The organism is Planctopirus sp. SH287, assembly GCF_056500625.1.
The window spans coordinates 2,881,216-2,903,191 of record NZ_CM151403.1 but is presented as its reverse complement, the minus strand read 5'-3'; the positions used below and the strand labels follow the sequence as shown (position 1 = coordinate 2,903,191).

General features: G+C 53.1%; 15 protein-coding genes. 5 read left to right on the top strand and 10 right to left on the bottom strand.

Annotation, left to right across the window (positions count from 1 at the left end; genetic code table 11):
- Window positions 1-40 precede the first annotated feature (40 nt).
- The gene (locus tag SH287x_RS10670) at window positions 41-559 is read left to right on the top strand and encodes a GNAT family N-acetyltransferase (protein ID WP_479514296.1); all 519 of its coding nucleotides are present in this window, start codon (window positions 41-43) and stop codon (window positions 557-559) included.
- Between the two features lie 268 nt (window positions 560-827).
- On the opposite strand, the gene SH287x_RS10665 is transcribed toward SH287x_RS10670, so the two are convergent.
- The 3 genes from SH287x_RS10665 to SH287x_RS10655 form a co-directional block, all read right to left on the bottom strand.
- Window positions 828-2,264 (bottom strand): DUF1501 domain-containing protein, encoded by a 1,437-nt coding sequence (locus SH287x_RS10665; protein ID WP_479514295.1) that lies wholly within the window; start codon window positions 2,262-2,264, stop codon window positions 828-830.
- Between the two features lie 40 nt (window positions 2,265-2,304).
- The gene (locus tag SH287x_RS10660; RefSeq protein WP_479514294.1) at window positions 2,305-5,322 is read right to left on the bottom strand and encodes a PSD1 and planctomycete cytochrome C domain-containing protein; all 3,018 of its coding nucleotides are present in this window, start codon (window positions 5,320-5,322) and stop codon (window positions 2,305-2,307) included.
- Window positions 5,323-5,589: 267 nt separating this feature from the next.
- Complete coding sequence (locus tag SH287x_RS10655; protein WP_479514293.1) at window positions 5,590-6,795, bottom strand: inositol-3-phosphate synthase; 1,206 nt, start codon at window positions 6,793-6,795, stop codon at window positions 5,590-5,592.
- Between the two features lie 231 nt (window positions 6,796-7,026).
- On the opposite strand from SH287x_RS10655, the gene SH287x_RS10650 reads away from it, so the two are divergent.
- Window positions 7,027-7,842 (top strand): sugar phosphate isomerase/epimerase family protein, encoded by an 816-nt coding sequence (locus SH287x_RS10650; RefSeq protein WP_479514292.1) that lies wholly within the window; start codon window positions 7,027-7,029, stop codon window positions 7,840-7,842.
- Between the two features lie 145 nt (window positions 7,843-7,987).
- Here SH287x_RS10650 and clpX read toward each other — a convergent pair whose 3' ends face one another.
- The 3 genes from clpX to polX form a co-directional block, all read right to left on the bottom strand.
- Window positions 7,988-9,271 carry an ATP-dependent Clp protease ATP-binding subunit ClpX gene (gene clpX, locus SH287x_RS10645; protein ID WP_479514291.1) on the bottom strand — a complete coding sequence of 428 codons (1,284 nt, stop codon included), beginning with the start codon at window positions 9,269-9,271 and terminating at the stop codon, window positions 7,988-7,990.
- A 398-nt stretch (window positions 9,272-9,669) separates the two neighbouring features.
- The gene (locus tag SH287x_RS10640; protein WP_479514290.1) at window positions 9,670-10,116 is read right to left on the bottom strand and encodes a hypothetical protein; all 447 of its coding nucleotides are present in this window, start codon (window positions 10,114-10,116) and stop codon (window positions 9,670-9,672) included.
- A 485-nt stretch (window positions 10,117-10,601) separates the two neighbouring features.
- Window positions 10,602-12,314: a DNA polymerase/3'-5' exonuclease PolX gene (polX, locus tag SH287x_RS10635; protein WP_479514289.1), complete on the bottom strand. Its 1,713-nt coding sequence runs from the start codon at window positions 12,312-12,314 to the stop codon at window positions 10,602-10,604.
- Window positions 12,315-12,559: 245 nt separating this feature from the next.
- Here polX and SH287x_RS10630 point away from each other — a divergent pair, with 245 nt between their 5' ends.
- Entirely contained in the window at window positions 12,560-13,084 is a 525-nt protein-coding gene (locus SH287x_RS10630) for a hypothetical protein (protein ID WP_479514288.1), read from the top strand.
- Window positions 13,085-13,186: 102 nt separating this feature from the next.
- Here the strand turns inward: SH287x_RS10630 and SH287x_RS10625 are convergent, their stop codons facing one another.
- The 3 genes from SH287x_RS10625 to SH287x_RS10615 form a co-directional block, all read right to left on the bottom strand.
- On the bottom strand, window positions 13,187-14,173 hold the full coding sequence (locus tag SH287x_RS10625) for a phosphate acyltransferase (RefSeq protein WP_479514287.1): 987 nt from the start codon (window positions 14,171-14,173) through the stop codon (window positions 13,187-13,189).
- A gap of 83 nt (window positions 14,174-14,256) precedes the next feature.
- Window positions 14,257-15,099 carry an enoyl-CoA hydratase gene (locus SH287x_RS10620; protein ID WP_479514286.1) on the bottom strand — a complete coding sequence of 281 codons (843 nt, stop codon included), beginning with the start codon at window positions 15,097-15,099 and terminating at the stop codon, window positions 14,257-14,259.
- Between the two features lie 8 nt (window positions 15,100-15,107).
- A complete protein-coding gene (locus tag SH287x_RS10615) occupies window positions 15,108-16,625 on the bottom strand; it encodes a hypothetical protein (protein WP_479514285.1) in 1,518 nt (505 codons plus the stop codon).
- A 421-nt stretch (window positions 16,626-17,046) separates the two neighbouring features.
- On the opposite strand from SH287x_RS10615, the gene SH287x_RS10610 reads away from it, so the two are divergent.
- Entirely contained in the window at window positions 17,047-18,636 is a 1,590-nt protein-coding gene (locus SH287x_RS10610) for an Hsp70 family protein (protein WP_479514284.1), read from the top strand.
- 231 nt (window positions 18,637-18,867) lie between these two features.
- On the opposite strand, the gene SH287x_RS10605 is transcribed toward SH287x_RS10610, so the two are convergent.
- Entirely contained in the window at window positions 18,868-20,058 is a 1,191-nt protein-coding gene (locus tag SH287x_RS10605) for a DegT/DnrJ/EryC1/StrS family aminotransferase (protein WP_479514283.1), read from the bottom strand.
- 979 nt (window positions 20,059-21,037) lie between these two features.
- Between SH287x_RS10605 and SH287x_RS10600 the strand changes: the two genes are divergently transcribed.
- Complete coding sequence (locus SH287x_RS10600) at window positions 21,038-21,958, top strand: peptidylprolyl isomerase (protein WP_479514282.1); 921 nt, start codon at window positions 21,038-21,040, stop codon at window positions 21,956-21,958.
- Window positions 21,959-21,976: the final 18 nt, after the last annotated feature.

Sequence of the window (21,976 nt, the reverse complement as noted above, 5' to 3'; positions counted from 1 at the left end):
ATCACAAATGCTTCAGGTTGAGGTGCACGGAAAGCGACTCATGCTGTTCTCACTGATCGATCTGTTGCCTGGTCATGTTAATGAAATCCTTGACATCCAGTCGGTCGTTTATCCGGTTGAATTTCGTGAGTCGGCCGTGGTCATTGGTCGAAAGTTCGTCGAGCCATTTGGTCAAAAAGGAGGCTCGATCACTGTCGGACATCGAGACACCGAGTTTGGTCTTCTCGCCAGCTACGCATTGGCTCATCCCTGGACAAGCCTGACGCCGCCAGCCATTCATTCGACCAGACAAATGCGTTTTGAAGAATGTGACGTTCTGCACCTGCACGATCTGGCCGTTGCTCCGACGTTCCGTGGCCAGGGACTCGCATCGATGCTTCTGGACACGATCAGGCAGCGTGCGACTCTCGCAGGCTGGAAACGGATCACATTGGTTGCCGTGAGAGACTCGTGGTCATTTTGGGAAGGACTGGGATTCACCACCATCTGCCGCCACGACTACGCCGGTGAATCGGGCTTCTGGATGCGACACGATCTCGATCAAACAACACAAGATTGAAGAAAGTGGTCAAAGTGAGTCGCCAGCTTTTCTGGGCGTTCTCACAAAAAAGGTTGCCTTCGCAGAACAGAGAGTCCTGCCTGAGTAATACGGTTCCCAGGATTTAACTGCGGGCTATGTGCCAGGCTTGCGGCTCTGAGCAAGCATGCCTTACGCATCACTCAACGCGCTGTTGATTTCTGGAAAGCGCATAAGCCCGGCAGAGCGGCATGGCCATTCTCAGGTCAACGCATCGCCATCGCCGCATCACATCAACTCATTAGTTGTCCTATGACAGCACCTCTTTCACGACATTCCCATGCACATCAGTCAGGCGGAAGTCGCGACCCTGAAAACGATAGGTCAATCGTTCATGGTCGATTCCAAGTTGATGAAGCAGCGTCGCGTGGAGATCGTGCACATGAATTTTCCCACTGGTGGCTCCAAAACCCAGCTCATCCGTCGAGCCATGGATGACCCCCGGTTTGAATCCGCCACCTGCGACCCACATGGTGAATGCATCAATATGATGATCGCGACCAACAGTGCCGCGAACCTCTCCGAGCGGTGTGCGGCCAAACTCTCCTCCCCAGATGACGAGCGTGTCGTCTAACATCCCTCGTTGCTTAAGATCCATAATGAGTGCAGCAGAGGCCCGGTCAACTGCCTGGCATTCTTTCTCCAAAGCGTCACCCAGGTCGGCTCCTTTGCCACCGTGATGATCCCAGTCAGTGTGGTACAGTTGAACGAACCGCACGCCGCGTTCCACTAACCTTCGGGCAAGAAGACAATTGTTCGCGAACGAACCTTTTCCCGGTTCTGCACCATAGAGCTTCAGCGTGGACTCCGTTTCCTGAGTCAACTCCACCAGTTCAGGAGCACTGGATTGCATGCGCCATGCGGTTTCATAGGCTTCGATTCGAGTGGCAATTTCAGGGTCGCCCGTCTCCTGTGACTGCAACTGATTGAGTTGCCGCAAGGAATTCATGAATGCGGCCTGACCATCGTTCCCAAAACCGGGTGGTGTTTCCAAATGAAGAATCGGCGGCCCCTGCCCGCGCAGTGGCACGCCTTGATATTGAGAAGGCAGGAACCCACTTGACCACAGGGTGTTTCCTGCACGTGGGCCGCGCGGGCCACTTTGTAAGACGACAAAGGCCGGAAGATTTTTTGACTCGCTTCCCAGACCGTAAATCAGCCAGGAACCAAAACTGGGACGCCCCGGCGCTTGAAACCCGGTGTTCATAAAAAGCTTGGCAGGGCCGTGATTGAAGACATCTGTTGAGACAGCCTTGAGCCAACAGACATCGTCGACAATGGAACGGTGGTGGGGAAGGAGATCACTGAGTTCCATGCCACATTGACCATACCGGCCAAAGCGGCGTTCACTCCCCAGAAGTTTTGCATCCGGCTTCAAGAACGCAAAGCGGCGTCCATCCATGAAGCTGGCCGGTGGGACATCACCATGCCATCGTCTCAGTTCTGGTTTGTCGTCGAATAGCTCAAGCTGACTTGGCCCACCGGCCATAAACAGGAAGATTACATTTTTGGCGCGCGCTAACGGGGACGATGATCCGGCAGCAGCCAGTCCCTCATTCGCCAGTAACGAAGCCAGAGCCGTGGTTCCCATCGCCAGCGGGGCTTGTTGAAGAAAATATCGACGCCTCAACATCGCTTCGTTGATGGGGGAGCGATCAGCGACTCCTGGAAGGTGTGTTTCGGTCATGAACCAACTCCGTCAGATGGGGATCGACTAAAACAACCTGTCAGTTTCGTGTGATAAACTCATCAGTATTCATCACCAGTCTGGCCAGAGTGATCGCAACGGCAAGTTCATGGTCACTCACTCCGGGGGGCACATCATCGACTCGTACGAGATGACGAATGGCCGCGGAATCTTTCGGTGACTTTTGTAACCGGAGACCCTCTTCACGCAAGAACTTGTCCGTGATCGCCAATTCTTCCTGAGTAGGAACTCGCGACAAACAAATCTCCCACATGCGGCGTGCGAGATCGTGGGAAGATCGATGTCCTTCCTTCAAGACACGGATTGCCAACCCGCCCGCAAGCTCCAGAAACATGGGATCATTCGCCACAGCCAGGGCCTGTAGAGGAGTGTTACTGGGCTGCCTGCGAGTGCAGGCTGAACTGAAATCGGGCGTATCAAAAGTGGCCAGAAGTGGGTAAGGCGCGCTGCGGTAAAACATGGTATACATCGTGCGCCGGTTGCGGTTTTCTCCCTGCTCCTCATTCCACGGCTTGGAATTCTGAGTAAACCGAAAAACGCCATCTGGCTGAGGGGGAAAAACGCTTGGGCCGCCAATCCGGGGTTGGAATCGACCACTGGCAGAGAGCATCAAGTCTCTGACAATCTCAGCATCAACACGCACTCGCTGCTGTCGCCCCAGCAGACGATTCTGGGGATCACGTTGCCACTCTACTGGTGAAATCCGGCTTTCACGACAATATGTCTGTGAAAGCAGAATTTCCTTATGCAGGCCCTTCATCGACCATCCCAATTCTTGCAATCGAACGGCCAGCCAATCCAGCAACTCAGGAGATGCCGGAAGTGATCCCTGAAGTCCGAAGTCATTTTCTGTCTCGACAATCCCGCGTCCGAAATACCGCATCCAGACCCGATTGACCATCACCCGTGGTGTCAGCGGATTACGGGGACTGACAAGCCATCGCGCCAGATCAAGCCGATCTTTTAATGGCTCCTTCTGCTGTGTTGCATCTCGCAATGATTCTGGCACCCCCGGTGAGAGCGCCCCCAGTTTCTTATCTGGAGTCAGAAAATCCCCGCGAAGAAACAGATACGTTTCAGGAGGTGACTTGTGATTGCGCATCACCATTTGCAGGAATTCACGTCCTGATCCTGGAATTTTCTGTTCCAACTGTTTGATTTGCCGGGACAGTCTGGCGAGTTCTTCCTGCTGAGGGGTTGATTGCAAGTTACGGGAGAGCGGTTGATCCGAAACCTCGATCGCCAGCCGACCGATCAGGTAATGGGCATTTCGATCATGCCGCATCACCAGAGTCACCGGGCCGTCCAGGATTTCTAGTGAAGTTGAAAAGGCGATCTCATGGCGATCATTCATTTTTAACGCAGGATTTCGGGCTGCCTGATCTTTTGAAACATTGATGGCCCACCCGCTTTGAGGATCACCATCAATCGCATGCAGCGCCGTATACCCCTGCTGTTCATGATCCGCGATGGCCTGCTCAAATCGAACTTCTCTCTCGTTCTGTTTCAGCAAAATATCACTCAGGACAAAATTGCCGTTGGCAGCCAATCCTGGCCCATGCTTGGGAAGTGATTCATGGGTCAACGCCACAATCCGCACTGATTTTGCCCCTTTGGGCCAGACGAAGCTCAATTCATAACTGTCGTTCTCTGACAGATTCTTGTTGGCAAGAACGGATTGATCGGGCAGTCGTGCCAGAACACCGTTACTCCCTGTGTTGGCGCTGGTCAGTTCCACTCGTTTCCATTGAGACTGTTGAGCGACTGGCGTTGACTCTTTTTTGAGCTTCTGGGCACTTTGTGAGATCTCACTTTTCAATTGCCCCTGACGCTCGTTCAACGTCTTCAGTTGCGCGAGTGTCTCCTGTGCCTCGGGAGACATTCCAAAAACTTCTCCCACATGAACAGCGACCGTCGCCCCCTGGTTGTTATTGTCATCAGCCGCATTAAAAAAGGCATACATCCGATGAAAATCGATGTGTGTGATCGGATCATATTTGTGAGAATGGCATTGGGCGCAGCCGATGGAAAGACCCAGCCAGACGGAACCGGTGGTGGCCACACGATCGACCATGGCTTCGTGCCGGAACTGATCGGCTTTCACGCCTCCCTCTTCGTTGATCATCGTATTGCGATGAAACGCTGAGGCAATCAGTTGTCTTTGCGTCGGGTTCGGAAGTAAATCACCGGCCAGTTGCTCGATCGTGAATTGATCAAAAGGGAGATCTTCATTGAGAGCCGCGATCACCCAATCGCGGTAAGGCCACATCACGCGTGCTCCATCAATGGAGTAGCCGTTGGAGTCAGCGTAGCGTGCCTGATCCAGCCAATGTCTGCCCCAGCGTTCACCATAATGAGGATTGGCCAGCGTGCGTTCGACCAGCTGCCTCCAGGCCTGTGGCGAGTTATCGTTTTCAAACTCTTCGACTTCTTGAGGCGAAGGAAGCAGTCCCAGGACGTCCAGAAAGAGCCGGCGGATGAGAACATGCCGTGCCGCTATCGGAGAGGGAGATAATCCCTTTTCTGAAAGCCCTTTTCCAATCAGCACATCAATCGGGGAGACAGGGACGAAATCTTCCGCGGCAGGCTGGGGAACATTCACAACAGGCTTTGTTAATGGCGCGAAAGCCCAATGGGCCTGGTACTTGGCCCCCTCACGGATCCAGCGTTTGAGAACCTCAATTTCTGCGAGACTTAACTGTTGCGGGGAATCCAGCGGAGGCATTCGGACATCTGCATCACGGCTTTCAATGCGCTCAACGAATAAGCTTTGGTCAGGATGCCCAGGAACAATCGCTGCCTGAGAATCCCGCAGTGCAGTGGCACCTTCAACGGTATCCAGCCTCAAGTCGGCTGCCCGGTTCTTCTCATCAAAACCATGACAGCGAAAACACTTGTTCGATAAAATGGGGCGGATGTCACGGTTATAATCTAAAGAAACCACCCCTCCCCTGGCAGGAACCACCTCATCAGCAACGACAGTACCAGCAACAGTAGTGACCGACCCCACCCACAGACAGCACGCCCAGATCGCCACTCCCACCAGCCTGAGAAGACCTCCCGAACAAAACGAAGTTCCCCGTGGTAGAAAACGACGTTCCCATGATCTCTGCGAGCATAAACTCTCGGAACATGATCTTACCGGAAGTGAGCTTGTCGACGGAGATTTGAACGAGGCCAATTCGGGAACCGACATCAGATTGCGCTCCCGTGGAACCCGCGATCTCTCAGCATGGAATATTCATGGCGATTGAACAGGATATCAGTTGAATTGACTCAATCAACATGAAAAGCATCTTTGAGATCAGGGGAGCCGTGATTCTGCCCAATCGACCAATTGTTGGTATTGAGCCGCAAACTCGGGAGTTGAACATCCCATCGGGCTTTTGAAGAACGATCCCAGAAAGGTCAGCAACCCGCGTGAACCAGACCGGGCTTCAAATTCCGTCAAGCGAACAAGATCAAGCACTAGTGGGGCAGCTAACAGGGAATCGCAGCCTTGCCAGGTGAATTGCATCGCCATCCTGGTGCCGAGGAATCCTTCAAAATGAATATGATCCCAGGCTGTCTTCCAATCACCTAATGATTCGATGTATTCGATAGAAACTAATGTCTGTGGTTTATAGCCGAGAATCTCGGTCAACAGATGATCCTTCGATTGAACCTTGTTGGCTTTATTCACGGGATCATCGAGCACCTTGCCATCAAGATTACCGAAAATGTTATGGCCAACCCAACTGTTGACGTGCAGGTTGCGGGCGGCAAACATCGGCCCCAGCACCGACTTCAATAACGTTTCGCCGGTCTTTCCATCACGACCGCAATGAACCTGCCCCATCTCCAGAGCCAATTCATTGAGAGCCGGCAGGTCGGTGCCGACCGAGGGAGTAAAGTTGATGTGCGAAGCCCCAAACTCCAGAGCAGCCACCGCGTAAAGCGAACTCGCAGGTAACGGGCAACCGGGATGATTTTCCAATTCAGACTTCAATTCGGGCCAACTCATCTCTCGCAGTGAAGCGTCCGGTGGCGGCTCGGTCGATGCCACGTTCACCATCACCACACGGTCAAGCTGATGCCGCTGCTGGAACTCTTCCAAATCCTGGCGGATCCGGGCGATGGCTTTACGCGGCGTATCTTCGGCATGTGCCTGTGCCTTTTTTCCTGCCAGGGATCGAATGCGATCACCGACATTTACCATGACGCCAGGACGGATATTCTGATCCCAGGCTGCAAAATCCTGAGCCACCTGCTGTAACAATGCCGGCGAGAAAACCCGTGACTTCTCCCACAAGACCTGGGCTTCGGCGGCATAAGTCGTATCGCGGATGTCGTGACCACCCACCACAAATTCTGACCAGTCTGCCAGTGGCAGTTTGCAAAAAGGCTCTTTGGCACTCACCAATCCCATGGGGGCTGTCAGCCCTTGCCGCAATGCGGAAAGTCCGGTGGCGACTGTCGTTGCGACACCACCCCAAGCACCCACCATCCACAGGCCAACACGTGCCGTCATCAATCGTTCTCGCTTTTCAAATACCAAAGTCTTCTCAGAATGATCTTCCGATGACTCCGAGAAATGTCATTTTTGTTCCAACAAATAAGGTATCACGAGTGGGTATCCAGAAACGAGTGACAGATGTTCCGAAATCGCTAATCAGTTGTTCCACGCGATGATGAACCTCACAATCATGCAGACTTGCGTTCTGATCTTTGTTTTCCCTTTGAATGGTTGCCCCCGTTTTCCATGAACCAGAACCAGCTTTCGCTTCCGACCCGACTCTTTCAACTTCCGATCCGCCAGGCATTGATGGCTGTCAGTGACGCCGGCGTACGTGGAGTGCAACTCGATCTGGCACGTGAAGTCAATGGGCCTGACTGGTCGATCACCGCACTGGCCGGACTAAAAAGGTTCGCTGCTGAAAATGGGATCTCACTTCACAGCGGATGGCTTCCTCTCAAGCAGTCGCTCTATGAAGAACAGGGATTAGACACGCGTTTGGTAGCAATCCGGCGAGCCATTCAATTGGCCGGTAAACTTCGACTGGAAACCGTCTGCCTTCGTCCCGGTCGGATTCCTCAGGTGGGAGCGGAAGGAACCCCGCCACCTGAAACGAAAAAATTTGAACTGTTATTGGAAGTGCTCACTGATCTGGCGCATGTGGCGGATCATGAGGGGACTACGCTCTGTCTCATCCCTTCGGGTGACTCTGCTGATTTGTTGAAACTACTGGCAAGCCGTGTTTCCACAGGGCGCGTCGCGATCGACTTCGACACCGCGTCATTTGCCATGAATGGGATTCCTGTGACCGAGTCTTTAACAACGCTTCACGGGCATCTTGGCCACCTGACATTGCGAGACGGTCTCAGAGATTTCCAGCGAGGGGGAATTGAGATGCCCGTTGGTGACGGTGCCGTTCCCTGGGTCGAAGTGGTTGCGGTACTGGAAGAAATGGATTACCGAGGCCAACTGACTCCCATGCGGACACAAGGCCAGGATCTGGTGGGCGACCTTCTGAGAAGCGTTGCGTATCTGAAATCGATCCTGCCACCGGGTTTCTAAACGACTCATACATCATGAGTAACCATAAAAACACCGGCCGCCATTTCTGGCAGCCGGTGTAAAAACAGAACGATCAGTTCATGAGTCGGTCTGTTAGGTTGATGCGACGAGAGTATCGTAGCAATAATTTACGATCTCTCGGGCATTAAGCAGCGGCAGGTTCATCCAGTGGTCGGAGACGGCGTTCGCCACGAACCACTTCTGGAGTGAGAACGTACTTCTTACCTGATTCCATATCAGGAAGTTCGTACATCACTTCAAACATCGATTCTTCGACCACCGAACGCAGACCACGTGCCCCGGTATCTTTAGCGCGGGCGATACGAGCGATTTCAAACAAAGCTTCAGGAGTCACTTCCAGTTCAGCGTTCTCCATCTGGAAGAACTTCTGATACTGCTTAACCAGTGAATTCTTCGGCTCTGTCAGAATCTTCACCAGATCCTGTTCTTCCAGTGGAGCAAGAGCACTCACGATTGGCAGACGTCCGACCAGTTCGGGGATCATGCCGTATTCAATAACGTCGTCGGTGCAAGCCTGTGAGAGCAATCGCCCCGAACGTGTTTTATGGTCATCGACACTGGAGCCACCGAAGCCGATGGTCTTCTTGCCCAGTCGTTTGGCAATGATTTCTTCCAGACCAACGAACGTCCCGCCGCAGATGAACAGAATGTTCGAGGTGTCGATCTGAATGTACTGCTGCTCCGGATGCTTACGACCACCCTGAGGAGGGACGTTCGCCACGGTACCTTCGAGCATCTTGAGCAATGCCTGCTGGACACCTTCACCGGAAACGTCACGTGTGATCGACACGTTCTGGCTGGTCTTCCCGATCTTGTCAATTTCGTCGATGAACACAATCCCCCGCTGAGCGGCTTCGATATCAAAGTCGGCAGCGTGAAGCAGTTTCAGCAGCAGGTTCTCCACGTCTTCGCCGACGTAGCCGGCCTCGGTCAACGTGGTCGCATCGCCGATCGCAAAAGGGACTTGCAGCAGGCGGGCCAATGTCTTGGCCAGCAGCGTCTTGCCTGAACCCGTAGGCCCGATCAGCAGAATGTTCGATTTCTCGATTTCCACTTCATTTTCAGCATCGGCAGCCGCTGTGAGTCGTTTGTAGTGGTTGTAAACCGCGACCGAGAGAAGCCGCTTGGTGCGATCTTGCCCAATGACATATTCGTCAAGGTGAGTGGTGATCTCTTTGGGTGTGGGAATGCGATTGAACAGCTTGGTCGCCCCACCACGACGCTTTCGCTCCTGGTCGAGGATCGACTGGCAGAGTTCAATGCACTCCCCACAAATATAGACTTCGTCAGGCCCCTCCACCAAAGGCCCTACTTCACGGTAGCTTTTGCGGCAGAATGAACAATTGGCGTTCTTCTTACCTGTGGCACCGCGTTTACCTGCGGACATGAAATCGCGACCTGAGGGCATCCGTTTTCCTTCAACTCTGCCGGTGGTGAATCCGTTGTTCGATTGAGTCGTGGCGCAACGGGGCCATCCTTGCTCCGTCGAACAGGTCTACATTGCAGAGTTCCACCTTGAACTCTTCCAGGCGAACAGGTCGTTGATTCTGTGTCTGACTTTTCATGACCAGTTCCCCTTTGGCGAGCCGCAGAGGAACTTGTAAATCAAGCAGTCACATCACACTAGACCGATTCGCCTTCAATCTTCCTTGTTACCGATCCCTGTTACTGTGGCATTTTGGCGGTGACTTTGTGACTTGCTGTTCATAAAGAACCACCAGATCCGAGATCACAGCATTCAAACCACAGTATCTTCTTCTTTATCTTCTGCTGATTGAATCCCATTGGTGAAACAGTTGAGGAACACTAAGGCGACTGCTCGTCGCTTTTTTGCTCTTCCTTCTGTTCAACAGATTGAGACTCAACGGGTGGTTGAGCATCAACTTGCTGGTTACCCCCCATCACGCCAGTCTCAGCAGTTGCTTCGGCTGGCACGGATGCCTTGGCTGGCAGGGGCCGTTTCACGGATGAAGAGGAAGTTCCGCTCATCGTTTTTGAGACGCTGACACCGAGCCTCCGCTTCAACAATCGGTATTCATCCTCTGATAACTCACCCTCACGGGTCATTTCGTTGAGTTGAAGCAGCAATTGGCGTTCAGCGGCCGCAGGATCGTCATCGTCGCTTAACCATGCTCTGAGCCGGAAGATCCCCCAGATCATCAATCCCGTTATGAACGCTATTGCAAGCATCTCCCATGTCGAAGGAAGGCGATTTGTAAAGTCAGCCCAACCTCGGGCAGCTGCAAGCAACATTTTCCTTTGACTCCCACTCGTTCATCGACCATTCGTTGATAACATCTCATTATCGGCGAACGGGTTGCGACGGGCAAGCCGGAGTGTTGGGAATCATTCGCAGCTTTCGTGCCAACAGACTGATGCGTTGCAATTTCTTTGAGCACTCTCAAACTGTGGCGAAATCTGCCGATTCGCGTGATGTCAAGGTGATTCTGCAGTTTTAGTCGCGAATTCTGCCGCAATCTCCGTTGTCGAAATTACAAGAGATTTTCTCCATTGTTCAATCGGGGTTGGCTCCTCAAACAAGACTTCAATCCGGCGACTTTCGCCGACGAATTTACGGCTTGTACACTGATCGGCGAAACCTGCTGGAGTACGATTCAGTCCATTGTCAAAGTCTAAAATTCGGATCATGTCTGTTGTCGGGTTTCGTCTGTTGTGAAGCTCGCCAACGGAGGTCTTTGCGACGACATCAACCCGAAAACAAAGCCGCGACAGGGCACTCAGCGGTTTCTGCGAATCATCTTGCAAAAGTCGTCAAAGCCTCGGGTATTGGCAACATCAGCGACTGACAACCCGCCGCGGCGCGCTTGATGGATGCCATACTCCAGCACACTGAAGCCAGCGGCATGGTGCGAGTCCGAGCTGATGACGATGGGAATCTTCAGTTCCCTGGCTCGGGCAGCCTGCACATCGTTCAGGTCGAGTCGGGCGGGATTCGCATTGATTTCCAGCATCACTCCATAATCGCTGGCGGCTTGCAAAAAGGTGGAGTAATTGATGTCGGCCCCTGCTCGAGAGCCAATCAGACGCCCCGAAGGATGACCAATACAATCAACATGAGGGTTGGCAATGGCACTGAGCAAACGCTTCTCAATCTGGTCGGCTGGTTGACGCAGTCCATAATGGAGAACAGCGATCACCCAGTCGGCTTCGGCCAAAACCTCATCGGGTAAGTCGAGAGTGGCATCTTCCAGAATGTCGCATTCAATACCACAGAGAACATTGATCCCTTTTGCCTGACGCCTGATGGCATCAATCTGTTTCCAATGCTCGCGCAGTCGTAACGAATCGAGGCCATTCGCCATGGCGACCCGTTTCGAGTGATCTGTGATGGCAATATATTTCAAACCGAACGCCTTTGCTCCTTCGATCATCTCTTCGATGGTGGCCGTCCCATCGGTAGCGGTGGTGTGCATGTGTAAGTCACCTTGCAGATCCTTTCGCTCGACAAGCTCGATGGGCGGGGTTCGTTCAAATTCGCCGCGATTCTCCCGGAGTTCCGGGGGAACCCAGGGAAGCCCCAATGCGGCATAAATTTCGGCTTCCTCCTGACCAGCAATCACCTCCTCATCTCGGAAGAGTCCGTATTCGTTGAGTTTCAGTCCGCGTTCCTGAGAGAGTCGCCGAAGAACAACATTGTGTTCCTTGGAACCTGTAAAATACTGCCATGCTGCACCAAAGGATTCCGGGGGAACCACACGCAAATCCAGATCTAAGCCACCAGTCAGTCGGACTTGCTGTTTGGTTTCTCCTCGGGCAAGAACCTGTGCGACCAGAGGATGCTTTGCGAGCGCATTCATCACTTCGGTGGAATCTGCCGCTGAAGCCAGAATGTCAAGATCCCCGCAGGACTCCTTCCATCGGCGAGCACTTCCTGCAATTTCAACCCGTTGCACTCCGGGAACATTCCGAAGACTCTTCGCAATGTTTTCCGCAGCACTTCGTGCCACCGAAATCAAGACTCTCCGACCAGAATCACGCGCTTGAGTCAGGCCAGCCAGAATACTCTGCTCTGTTTTCTTGCCGAATCCTTTCAAACTGGCAATCTGGCCAGCGGTTGCCGCCGCCTGAAGATCATCCAATGTTTGAACCTGTAATTCCTTCCAGAGCGTTGCCACCTTCTTTGGCCCCAGCCCCGGAATGCGAAGCATCCGCACAACACCTGTCGGAACTTGAGAGCGAACCTCGTCCAACTGCTGGAGTTTGCCTGTGTTTGCCAGTGACGCAATCTTTTCGGCCAGATCTTTCCCAATGCCATCCAGCGTTAATAACGCAGTGGGGGAGTCATTTAATAATGTGGCCACATCGTCAGACAGGCCATCGATCGTGCGGGCCGCACTGCGATAGGCGCGAACACGAAATGTGTTTTCTCCCAAAATCTCGAGGAGGTCCGCTAGTTCTTCCAAGGCCGCCACAATTTCTGAATTGCCCACGCCAGATTCCTTTTCATGAGGGAGATCTGGCATTCTGAGCAAGTGGCAAGAAATCTGCGATTCCGCCGATAGAGAACATTTTGCAGAATCCCATTTTTGGGAAGATCTTATTTAACCGCCCCTATTGAGGTGGTTCTCCCCATCATTCATCGATAGTCTTTAATGAATCGCGGAGAAGGTTTTGATCATCCGGGGCATGGCTCGAAAGCAATGGCCGTCGGATTTCCTCTCAATGTGAGTCTTTGATGGATCGATCAGCCATTTCACTCCTACCGGCGTGGCTCTCTTGTCAAAGCCACGAAGCCATGGTGGCTCCCCAAAGCCTGCATGTCGCGGCCCGAAGAGCGGCCGAAGAACACAAATGGCTGGAAAGCCAAAAAGTAGGACGGGATTTAGGCCAAAGTGCCATTCTCGACTGGTATCGCCATCATTGGCGCTCATTTTGTCGACACCGGCGACTTGAGCATCTGGGCGGTGTCAAAAAGTGGATCGAATTCAACGATGAGAGCTTTGGGCAGATGTCAGCCATTCCCAAACTCATTCCGAACCCCATGCTTGATCCCTCGACCGTGGGCATCGTCTTCAATAAGTTGGCCGAAGGTTGTGAAAACCTCATCATTATCGATTGGGCTCACGGCAATTTTCTGAAGTCATGCCGCAATCGTGTAGATGCCATCGTGGAATTGCTCACGATCATCGATATCAACTCGGCCCGGATTGATCCTCGACTCGATGAACCCCTGGCAAGCGCCTTGGGATCACGTTGTTAATCCCGATTCTCGTGCAAAATTTAAACGCTCTGGCGTGAACGATTCAGGAGTGAGCCTGAAGTCCCGAAACAGAGACTTCAGATCATCAACTTCCCTGATTCACTAAACAAGGGCCGTCGAGATCGCCAGTGCCAGAGAGTTGAGTCGTGTGCTGGTTTCATCCGCACGTGACATGAAGACCACAGGATGAGATGTCCCCATCAGCATCCCACCAAATCGGCAGTGGGCTGTATACATCATCGCCTTGACCGTCAGATTTGCGGACTGCAATGACGGAAAGAGCATGGCATCCGCGTTCCCCGTGATCTGTCGATCCAGACCTTTACGATTGGTGGCCTGGGCATCCATCGCCATGTCGAATGACAGTGGCCCTTCGATAATGCAATCAGAGTAAGCCTCGGTCTCCGCCAACGCACACAAGGCCGGGCAATCAAGCGTGTCTGGCATGGCTTCTGAGACTTTTTCCGTGGCAGCCATCAATCCAATCCGGAATTGATGATCCGCGTTTGGCGTCTCTGATTTCCCAAGTGTCTCTGATTTCTTAGTAGAAGAGTCAGAACTCAGGGCAGACAGCCCACGCCCAGCCTTGACGAGATGCGCCAGCATCTGCTGCTTTTGTTCGAGCGTAGGAGTGATGGTGATCCCTGTATCGGTCATCAAAAAACGACGCTCATGCGAAAGCAGTTCCATCAGCACCACCTGGCAGATGACCTCTTGAGTTCGCAGGCCCATTTCTTTCTGAAGAACGGCTTTCATCAGATAAGGAGTGGCAATCTGCCCTTTCATGAGAATCTGTGCTCTCCCCGCGCGAATCTCAGCCACTGCCGCCATGGCAGGTGCTGCGCCATCGTTTTCTTCTTCAGGGAGATCGATGACTCGGAATGGTTCCAGCGACACACCCAGAGAATCTGCCAACTGCTGAATGGTTGCCAAATTCCCGGTCACGATCGGGGATATCCAACCTCGTTTGGCGGATTCCGACATCGCTGCCAACACCGTGGGATCAGCACCGCCAGCGGCTACCACTTCAATCCCAGGACGCTTCGCATCCAACTGCGAAAACAGATCATCGAACGTGGGGAGCGGCATGGCTCAACCTTGAAGAAGCCCCAAATTGAGCCATCCTGAAAACAGGTGGATCACTGCTTGCGGTAAACAGATTTCAGGGACGGTTAATTTTCTGGATAAGTTGCGGGAGCATGATCCCATTGAGGAAGCCGCTTTTCGAGAAATGCGGAGATCCCTTCCTGAGCATCGTTGGCAATCGCGTTGCTGGTCATAATACTGACCGCACGCGTATAGGCCTCTGCCTCTGAAAGTTGCTCTTGCTCATAGAACGCCCGTTTTCCGAATTCCATCGTGGTCGCGCTCGCAGCAACGATCGCCTCGACATATTTTTCAATGGTCGCATGAAGTTCATCAGGCGGCACCACGACATTCACCAGCCCGATCTGTCTGGCTTCCTGGGCAGGAACAACACGCCCCGTCAGCAGCATCTCCATCGCAATTCGCGGAGGCACAACTCGCACCAGAGGAACCATGGGAGTGGTGCAAAACAAACCGATTTTTACACCCGGAGTCGCGAAACCGGCTGTCTCTGAAGCGACAACCAGATCACAAGCTGCAGCCAACTGACAGCCCGCAGCAGTTGCCAACCCTTGAACTCCGGCAATCACCGGCTGAGGCAGTTGTCGAAACCCCAGCATGACGCGCGAGCAGCGGGCAAACAAATGCTGATAGTCAGCCTCTGATCGGCCGCGCATTTCTGAAAGATCATGGCCTGAGCAGAACACTGGCCCTTCTGCCACCAGCACAACCACCCGAATCGACCGGTCATTCCGGATGGCCAGAAGGTTGAGTTCCAACTCTTCCAGCATTCGTTCAGACAATGCGTTGCGACGCGCTGGCCGCGCAAGTGTCAGCCAGACGGCCGGGCCTCGGCGTTCAACTTTCAGACAAGCTGGATCGGAAGCCCCCGGACTCTGGGCAGACAAGGGTGCTGGTTCAATGGTCACTTGGAAACTCAATTGCGGCTGGCAGGAATAGGGGTCGCTGAATTGACGGCACTTTGAGAACCCTGGGCCGGCGAGCTGTTGGCTGCCGGAGAAGCAGCAGGCTTCTCATTTCCCAGAGCTTGAAGATTCTTCACTGAATCAACCGGAATGGGCTGTTTCTTTATCGCAGCTCTCACAATAGGCAGCAATTGTTCGTAAACCGGCTTCGCTTGCGGGGCCAGTGTACTGTGTGCCAGTAAGCCGCCCGCGTTTCGCCTTAAAGCGTCACGATCAGAATCATCCAGCGGCTGGAAAGCTAAATACAGTTTAACTAGCGCTGAGCGAAGTAAGGCTTCATCCTGAGGAGATTTTTTCATCGCCCCTGCCAGTTCCACCCCAAAGTCGGCTAACGACTTCATGACGGTTGCCGCTGGAACAGAGGGTTCGTAGGCAATACGCCCCAGCGCGCGAGCCGCCTCACCGCGAACCAGCCAATGCCGCTTGGGATCATTCAGCACCCCTAGCAATGTCGCCCAGAGGAATGGCTTGCGTTCTGCACGATCGTAAATCGTGTCATTCGCACTCAGCATCTGCACAAGCCGCATTTGATACCAGAAATGCGAGTCAAGTGAAGCCAGTTGAGACACGCCAGCCTGAGCAATTTCAGCCTTCAGGTTCGAGTCGGGCTGACCAACCTTCAAGATACGATGCAGGCTGTTCGTGGCCGCCGTTTTAATGGCTTCAGGTTGTGCGGGATCATTGAGAATTCCCAGCAATGGCTTGGCAGCCGGAGCATAAGCGACAACCTGAAGTCCGTTGCGAGGGTCATTGGGAAGAACATCGAGTTCCCCTAATAGCATGGCAATTTGCAGCCGCACATAAAAATTATTATCGAGCAACGGTGTCGCCTGTTTCACAATTTCGTCGCAAAAGGCCGTCCGAAAGCTGCGGATATCATCCGGACGAGACTTGTTCTTCGCAGCGAATTGCATATCCCGCACCGTCAGATCTTCGCGGAATTGATACAGTTTCTCGCGATTCTGTGGGTCGGTCATCAAGGCGAGACGATAGCGAATCCCTTTTTTGAGAAGGTTCTTATCGGCATCACTGGCCAACTCACCGTTAGTCACCACGGTGCGATATTTTCCGACATCTCGCTTAAGCTCGTCCAGTTCTTTTTGAGTCGCCAAAGGTTTGTCGAGTCGGGTCATTTCGAGTGGTTTGACGGGCAATCGATAGTCAGCAGGCAGCTTTTCCGAGTCAGGAGGAACCCAATCACGATTATCGCGGTCAGAGCCTGGAATCACTTTAGGAGTTGGTGAAGGAAGTGGCCGTCCGCTACCCGGCATCATACCGCCGCCAGATGGCATCGCACCGGGAGAAAAAGGGCCGCCGGGCATCCCTGGTGAAGACCCGGGACGAGCCTTCCCCCCTCTGGCTTTTGGAGCGGGTGGCTGCGCAAACGCCGACTCTGAAGGTGTTGCTCCCCATGCCACTGCGACAGCAGTAACGATTGCAAAACAGACTTTTTTTGGCAGATGAGACATGATCGGATGTTCCGCTGCGAGAGTCGACTCAAAGGCTCTGTGGTGGCTGTGGAACTGCGCGTGACAGGTTCCTCTAGATTAATCCCAATTCGCACCAAAAGCCACAATGCTCCATATGGTTACGCCAAATTTGATTGATCTGTAGGAAAGATTTGGGACACACCGCTTTTGCGGCTCTTGTTTTCAATTTTCTGACACCGAACGACCTCTCCTTCGGCTTCAGGACTCATGGGGATCCGCCAGAAAATACCCCGTCGTGCTGCGTACATAACACTGTTGACAAAGCACTGCGTATGAAGAATCAATGAATCAGCGATGGGAACACCTTACCACTGCTTCGCTGCCGTCAGGGATCCGGTAGACTAGAGGCCAGTCAGAGTCTTTTTATCGAATTTGTCTCCATTTTTCGTCGGGCTTCCTCATGACGCAGTTTGTTGAAGGATTGACCGTTGGCATCGATCTGGGAACCTCCTCGTCAGGGATTGCCAGCCTTTCACCCGAGGGCCAACCAGTCATTATCCCCAATTCGGATGGCGAACCCATCACGCCTTCAATCGTTGTCCTCAATGACAATGGGGAGGTTGTCGTCGGCCCCCACGGCGATTGGATTCGCGAGGTCAACCCTGATCGCGTGATCGTTGGTATCAAGCGACAGATGGGCAACCCTGATTATGTGAAAGTGATTGACGGGCAATCCCTCAATGCCGACTTCTTCTCTGCCCTGATACTGATGAAACTCAAGCAGGATGCCGAAGCGCGCTTGGGGGCACCGGTTGCTAACGCGGTGATCACGGTTCCTTACTATTTCAACGATCCGTGCCGACGCGCGACACTTAATGCCGGTCAGATTGCCGGCTTGAATGTGGTAGATCTCTTGAATGAGCCGACGGCAGCCACTCTGGCCTATGCCTGGCAACAAGGGGATTTAGGCCAGAAAGCTGCAGGTGAGGCGGCTCGGGAAAAAACGATTCTTGTTTATGATCTCGGTGGCGGCACATTTGATGTGACTGTCGTTCGTTACTCCGCCCAGCAGTTTCGTGTGCTCGCTACCGATGGGGATACGTTTCTGGGCGGGCTTGATTGGACACGACGGCTGGTCAATCATGTTTCCGAGCAGTTTCGTTTGAACTACCGTTTAGATCCCCGCGACGATGCCCGATCCCGGCTATCGCTTACGGATGAATGTGATGACGTCAAGCGGGCTCTTTCTGACCATGCACAAGCATCACTTCAGTTTGACTACAAAGAGAAATCTGTCAAAACCGTGATCACTCGAAAAGAGTTTGAACGGCTGACTGCTGATCTCCTGCAACGCACCAGAGACACGACGGAATTTGTGCTGGATGGGGTCGGTGTTGATCCCTCCTCACTCGATGAAGTCTTGCTGATCGGCGGCTCGACCTACATGTCCGGGGTCGGGACAATGCTGGAAAAGCTTTGTGGTCGAACACCGATCCGCATCCTTGATCCCCAATTAGCTGTTGCCCAAGGTGCCGCCATCCATGCAGGGATTCTTCAGGCAAGAGAAACTGGGCGAGTCTTCGGACAGACGCAAGCGGTTGTCAACCGACTCCAGGCGATTGAGTCGGTTGACGTCAATTCGCACTCGTTAGGAATTGAAATTACACCGCCTGGGGATCGTTCCAAAAAGCTCAATCACATTATGATTCCAAGGAACACTGCCCTCCCTTGTGAATTCAAGCAACGATTTGTGACCAACACTCCCAACCCTGCGGGGATTCTTGTCCGTCTGCTGGAGGGCGAAACGAAAGAGGTCGATGGCTGTACTTTTATTGGTGACTTCCGAATCACGGGCTTGCCTGCCGGCTTGCCTGTGGGATCGCCCGTAGAACTGACTTATCGTTACGACGAAAACCGCCGCATTACTGTCGTGGCCAAAGAACTCACGGGTGGCAACGAGGCCCGCTGCAATGTCCACTGGAGCGCTAACGCTGAGACAGCCAGCGTGGATGAAATGCAGGCACTGGTCAACGGCTTCCATTTTGATTGATGGCTCGTGATTTCCTCAAAGGAAATCGACCCATGCCGACTGCTTGAAATGTCGCGCCCGCCTGACGACTCATAAAAAGAAAAGAGGTGTGACGGGGAGACCGCACACCTCTCAAAAATGTCATTTAGCAATGCTTATACGCATTTCAATTTGAAATAGCGCTTTGTGTGCCATGCTTGCGTTGTTGTTGATTTCTGGAAAGCGTATCAGACAAGCATTGCTACCGGTTGATCAAGCCGCTTTGCGGGCTGCTTGCGAATGACTGACACCGTGGCAGGCTTCGACCAGCGCTGAAACCACGCGATCTTGATGAGCAGCAGGAAGCTCCGGGTAAATCGGCAGAGCCAGAATGTCTTTACAAGCGGCTTCCGCTTCAGGGAACTGCCCTGCCTGATAACCGAGAGGTGCAAAGCAGGTCTGGAGATGGAGTGGCTTGGGATAATAGACCATGCAACCCACCTGACGACTGCGAAGCTCTGTCATCACTTCGTCGCGGCGGCCATCTTTGACTCGAACACAGTATTGATTGTAAACGTGCCGACTTTCGCTAGAGGCATGTGGCATTACCAGTGAATCGGTTAAGCCAGCCTGCGTCAACATTTGAGCATATCGGCGGGCATTCTTCTGGCGCGCTGTTGTCCAGGATTCCAGGTGCCTCAGCTTCACCCTCAGGACAGCTGCCTGAAGTGCATCAAGCCGGCTATTCATACCCACTTCGATGTGTTCGTACTGACCGATGTCGCCGTGAACGCGGAGCCGTTTGAGTCGGGCAGCGATTTCCGGATCGTCGGTGGTCATCATGCCACCATCGCCAGCGCCACCGAGATTCTTGGTGGGGAAGAAGCTGAAGCAGGCCACGCTTCCCAGCACACCAGCTTTGCGACCCTGGTACTCGGCACCAATCGCTTGAGCAGCATCTTCGATAATCGAAAGACCATGCTTGGTCGCAATTCGCCAGAGTGTATCCATATCGCAGCACTGCCCAAAGAGGTGGACAGGCATAATTGCTTTAGTACGAGGTGTAATTGCATCTTCAACAGCCTGTGCGTCCATGTTGAACGTCTTGGCGTCGATATCAACAAAGACCGGTTTTCCACCGGCTCGCACAATCGAACTAGCCGTTGCGAAGAACGAAAAAGGTGAAGTGATGACTTCATCGCCCGGCTGAAGTCCAACCGCCTGAAGGGCGATGATCAAGGCGTCTGTTCCCGAGTTACACCCAATGGCGAAACGTGAGTCACAGTAAGACGCGACTTCATTTTCCAATGCGATGACTTCGTCGCCCAGAATGAATCGCTGTTCAGCGAAGACTTTCTGGACAGCCGCCATGACTTCATCAGAAATGGCTTGGTGTTGTGGCACCAGGTCAATGAATGGAACCGACGAAACAGAACCCGAGGTCAGCGAGATCGTAGCGGTCATTGCGACTCCATTCGCACATGAATTTGATCGACGGACTGTAGGTCTGGTTGAGCAGAATTGTCAAGGTGGCTTAACGAAGCAGAACCAGGATTACATTCGATGAACATCCGGCGGTTCGCGACTCATAAATAGCCGGCGAATCTCGGCATCTTGTCCACTGCCTCATTCCATCGGCAAGTCCATAGATCTTGCGTGAATGAGACATCCCGCAAATTTTAACAGAACTCGGCTCATGAAAAGAACCCGACATTTCTGCCGACCCGGGTCGTTATTGAGCAATCAAAGATCTGATTCTGAGATCACAAAATCAATCGTGCCGATGAGGAACATATTTCAACGGCGATTTTCGCCGAAGTAAGTTTTTGCATTTCCCTGTTGACCCGTTTGGAAGTCGCACCTATGTTTCGCCCGCCTCGAACGCACACGGATGTGCCGCAGAGGTCAGGAAGGTTTTCCTTCCAGGTTTAACGCGGAATGATGGGGTCTCAACTCAGCCTTGAGTGGTTAGTCCATTGTTCCGCCGAATGCCATCGCTGGCATGGATGCTCGCGATGGCTTTTCGCTGCCTGACAACAACTGGCATGGCTCGACTTGTCATTGATGACCAGTCTGCCCCCTGTTGAAATAGCGCCTCCGATCGCCCCGGAAGTGGTCATCCTTCGCCCCCCTAGGATGGCCGCTTCCGGGTCATTTTTATTGATACCTCGCCCAATGCGAAGTGAGAGATCCTGTCTGGCGCGGGTCATCAAGTGATCAAAAATCATTTCTCGCCATAGGCAAGATGGCAACATAGAAATACACCTCAGCGATTGGCAAAAACCAATCGGTGCTCAGAGACAACTGATACACTGAGAATGGTTAAAACCGATTCACTAAGCTCGCTTCATTTGAATGAACCATCATGACTGATTGCTTATTTGATTTGAGAAGCTCTGGCAGTCCCAACAGAATGAGTCTCGACAGGCTCATTTATGCGGCCATGCTTGGTCTCGTTCTATTTCTCGCACCGATAGTCGCAATAGCACAGGTTGCAGAATCCAGGACAACTCAGCCAGTTCGCCATTCGGTTGTGGTAGCGAAGGTCAATGGCCGACCGATCACGGAAGCACAAGTTGAATTCCTGCGGATTTCTCGGGGCATCCCTGATGAAAAGGCGTTGGCTTCAAGACCCGTTCTGGTCGAACTCCTGATCGACAGCGAGCTATTGCGGGAGTTTCTCGCCAAATCCGAGGCAACAGTCACCACCAACAGCCTGCTTGAGCGAAAGGCTCAGGTGATAGCGCAGTGGAAAAACCTGGGATACGATCTGCCAACTCTGACAACAGGCTGGGGACTGCCTGAAGCCGTCTGGGGTGATGATCTCTCCCTGCCGCTTCGATGGCAGATCTATGCAAAGACTCAACTGAGTGAAGAGGCGATCCGCGCGGAGTATCAAAAAAATCTCAACCGATGGAATGGTACACGATTACGCGGCCGTCAACTGGTCATTCGCTGGCCAAATCGAAAACCTGACCCAACCACCCGCCAGAAGGTGGCAGATATCCAGAAGGCCATCACGACAGGAAAAATGACTTTCCCCGAAGCCATCGCCAAGTTCAGCGAATCCCCCGCGGCGTCAACAGGGGGCGACGTGGGCTGGTTTGGCTGGCGTGGACGACTTCCTGCCCCCGTGAGCGAAGCGGCTTATGCTCTGAAGCCGGGAGAGATCAGTCCGCCGATTGAATCCCTTGTCGGCATTCATTTGATAGAAGTTACTGACACACGCCCCGGTGAATTAAGTGTTGAGGATGCTCGCCCGGAGATCATTGCCGAGCTTTCGCAGCAACTCTGGCAAGACCGGATCGCGACCAGCAAGGAATCGGCCAGGATCGAACGCTTGACGAACCCACTCCCCCAATGAAACAGGTCTCCATTGTTC

What these genes read in the sequence shown, in the direction of transcription:
- SH287x_RS10625 (WP_479514287.1), bottom strand. Translation starts at nt 14,173, where the DNA reads ATGCCGCTCCCCACGTTCGATGATCTGTTTTCGCAGTTGGATGCGAAG.
- SH287x_RS10665 (WP_479514295.1), bottom strand. Translation starts at nt 2,264, where the DNA reads ATGACCGAAACACACCTTCCAGGAGTCGCTGATCGCTCCCCCATCAAC.
- SH287x_RS10630 (WP_479514288.1), top strand. Translation starts at nt 12,560, where the DNA reads ATGGATCGATCAGCCATTTCACTCCTACCGGCGTGGCTCTCTTGTCAA.
- SH287x_RS10650 (WP_479514292.1), top strand. Translation starts at nt 7,027, where the DNA reads ATGAACCAGAACCAGCTTTCGCTTCCGACCCGACTCTTTCAACTTCCG.
- SH287x_RS10605 (WP_479514283.1), bottom strand. Translation starts at nt 20,058, where the DNA reads ATGACCGCTACGATCTCGCTGACCTCGGGTTCTGTTTCGTCGGTTCCA.
- SH287x_RS10670 (WP_479514296.1), top strand. Translation starts at nt 41, where the DNA reads ATGCTGTTCTCACTGATCGATCTGTTGCCTGGTCATGTTAATGAAATC.
- SH287x_RS10655 (WP_479514293.1), bottom strand. Translation starts at nt 6,795, where the DNA reads ATGACGGCACGTGTTGGCCTGTGGATGGTGGGTGCTTGGGGTGGTGTC.
- SH287x_RS10640 (WP_479514290.1), bottom strand. Translation starts at nt 10,116, where the DNA reads ATGTTGCTTGCAGCTGCCCGAGGTTGGGCTGACTTTACAAATCGCCTT.
- SH287x_RS10610 (WP_479514284.1), top strand. Translation starts at nt 17,047, where the DNA reads ATGACGCAGTTTGTTGAAGGATTGACCGTTGGCATCGATCTGGGAACC.
- clpX (WP_479514291.1), bottom strand. Translation starts at nt 9,271, where the DNA reads ATGCCCTCAGGTCGCGATTTCATGTCCGCAGGTAAACGCGGTGCCACA.
- SH287x_RS10615 (WP_479514285.1), bottom strand. Translation starts at nt 16,625, where the DNA reads ATGTCTCATCTGCCAAAAAAAGTCTGTTTTGCAATCGTTACTGCTGTC.
- SH287x_RS10600 (WP_479514282.1), top strand. Translation starts at nt 21,038, where the DNA reads ATGCTTGGTCTCGTTCTATTTCTCGCACCGATAGTCGCAATAGCACAG.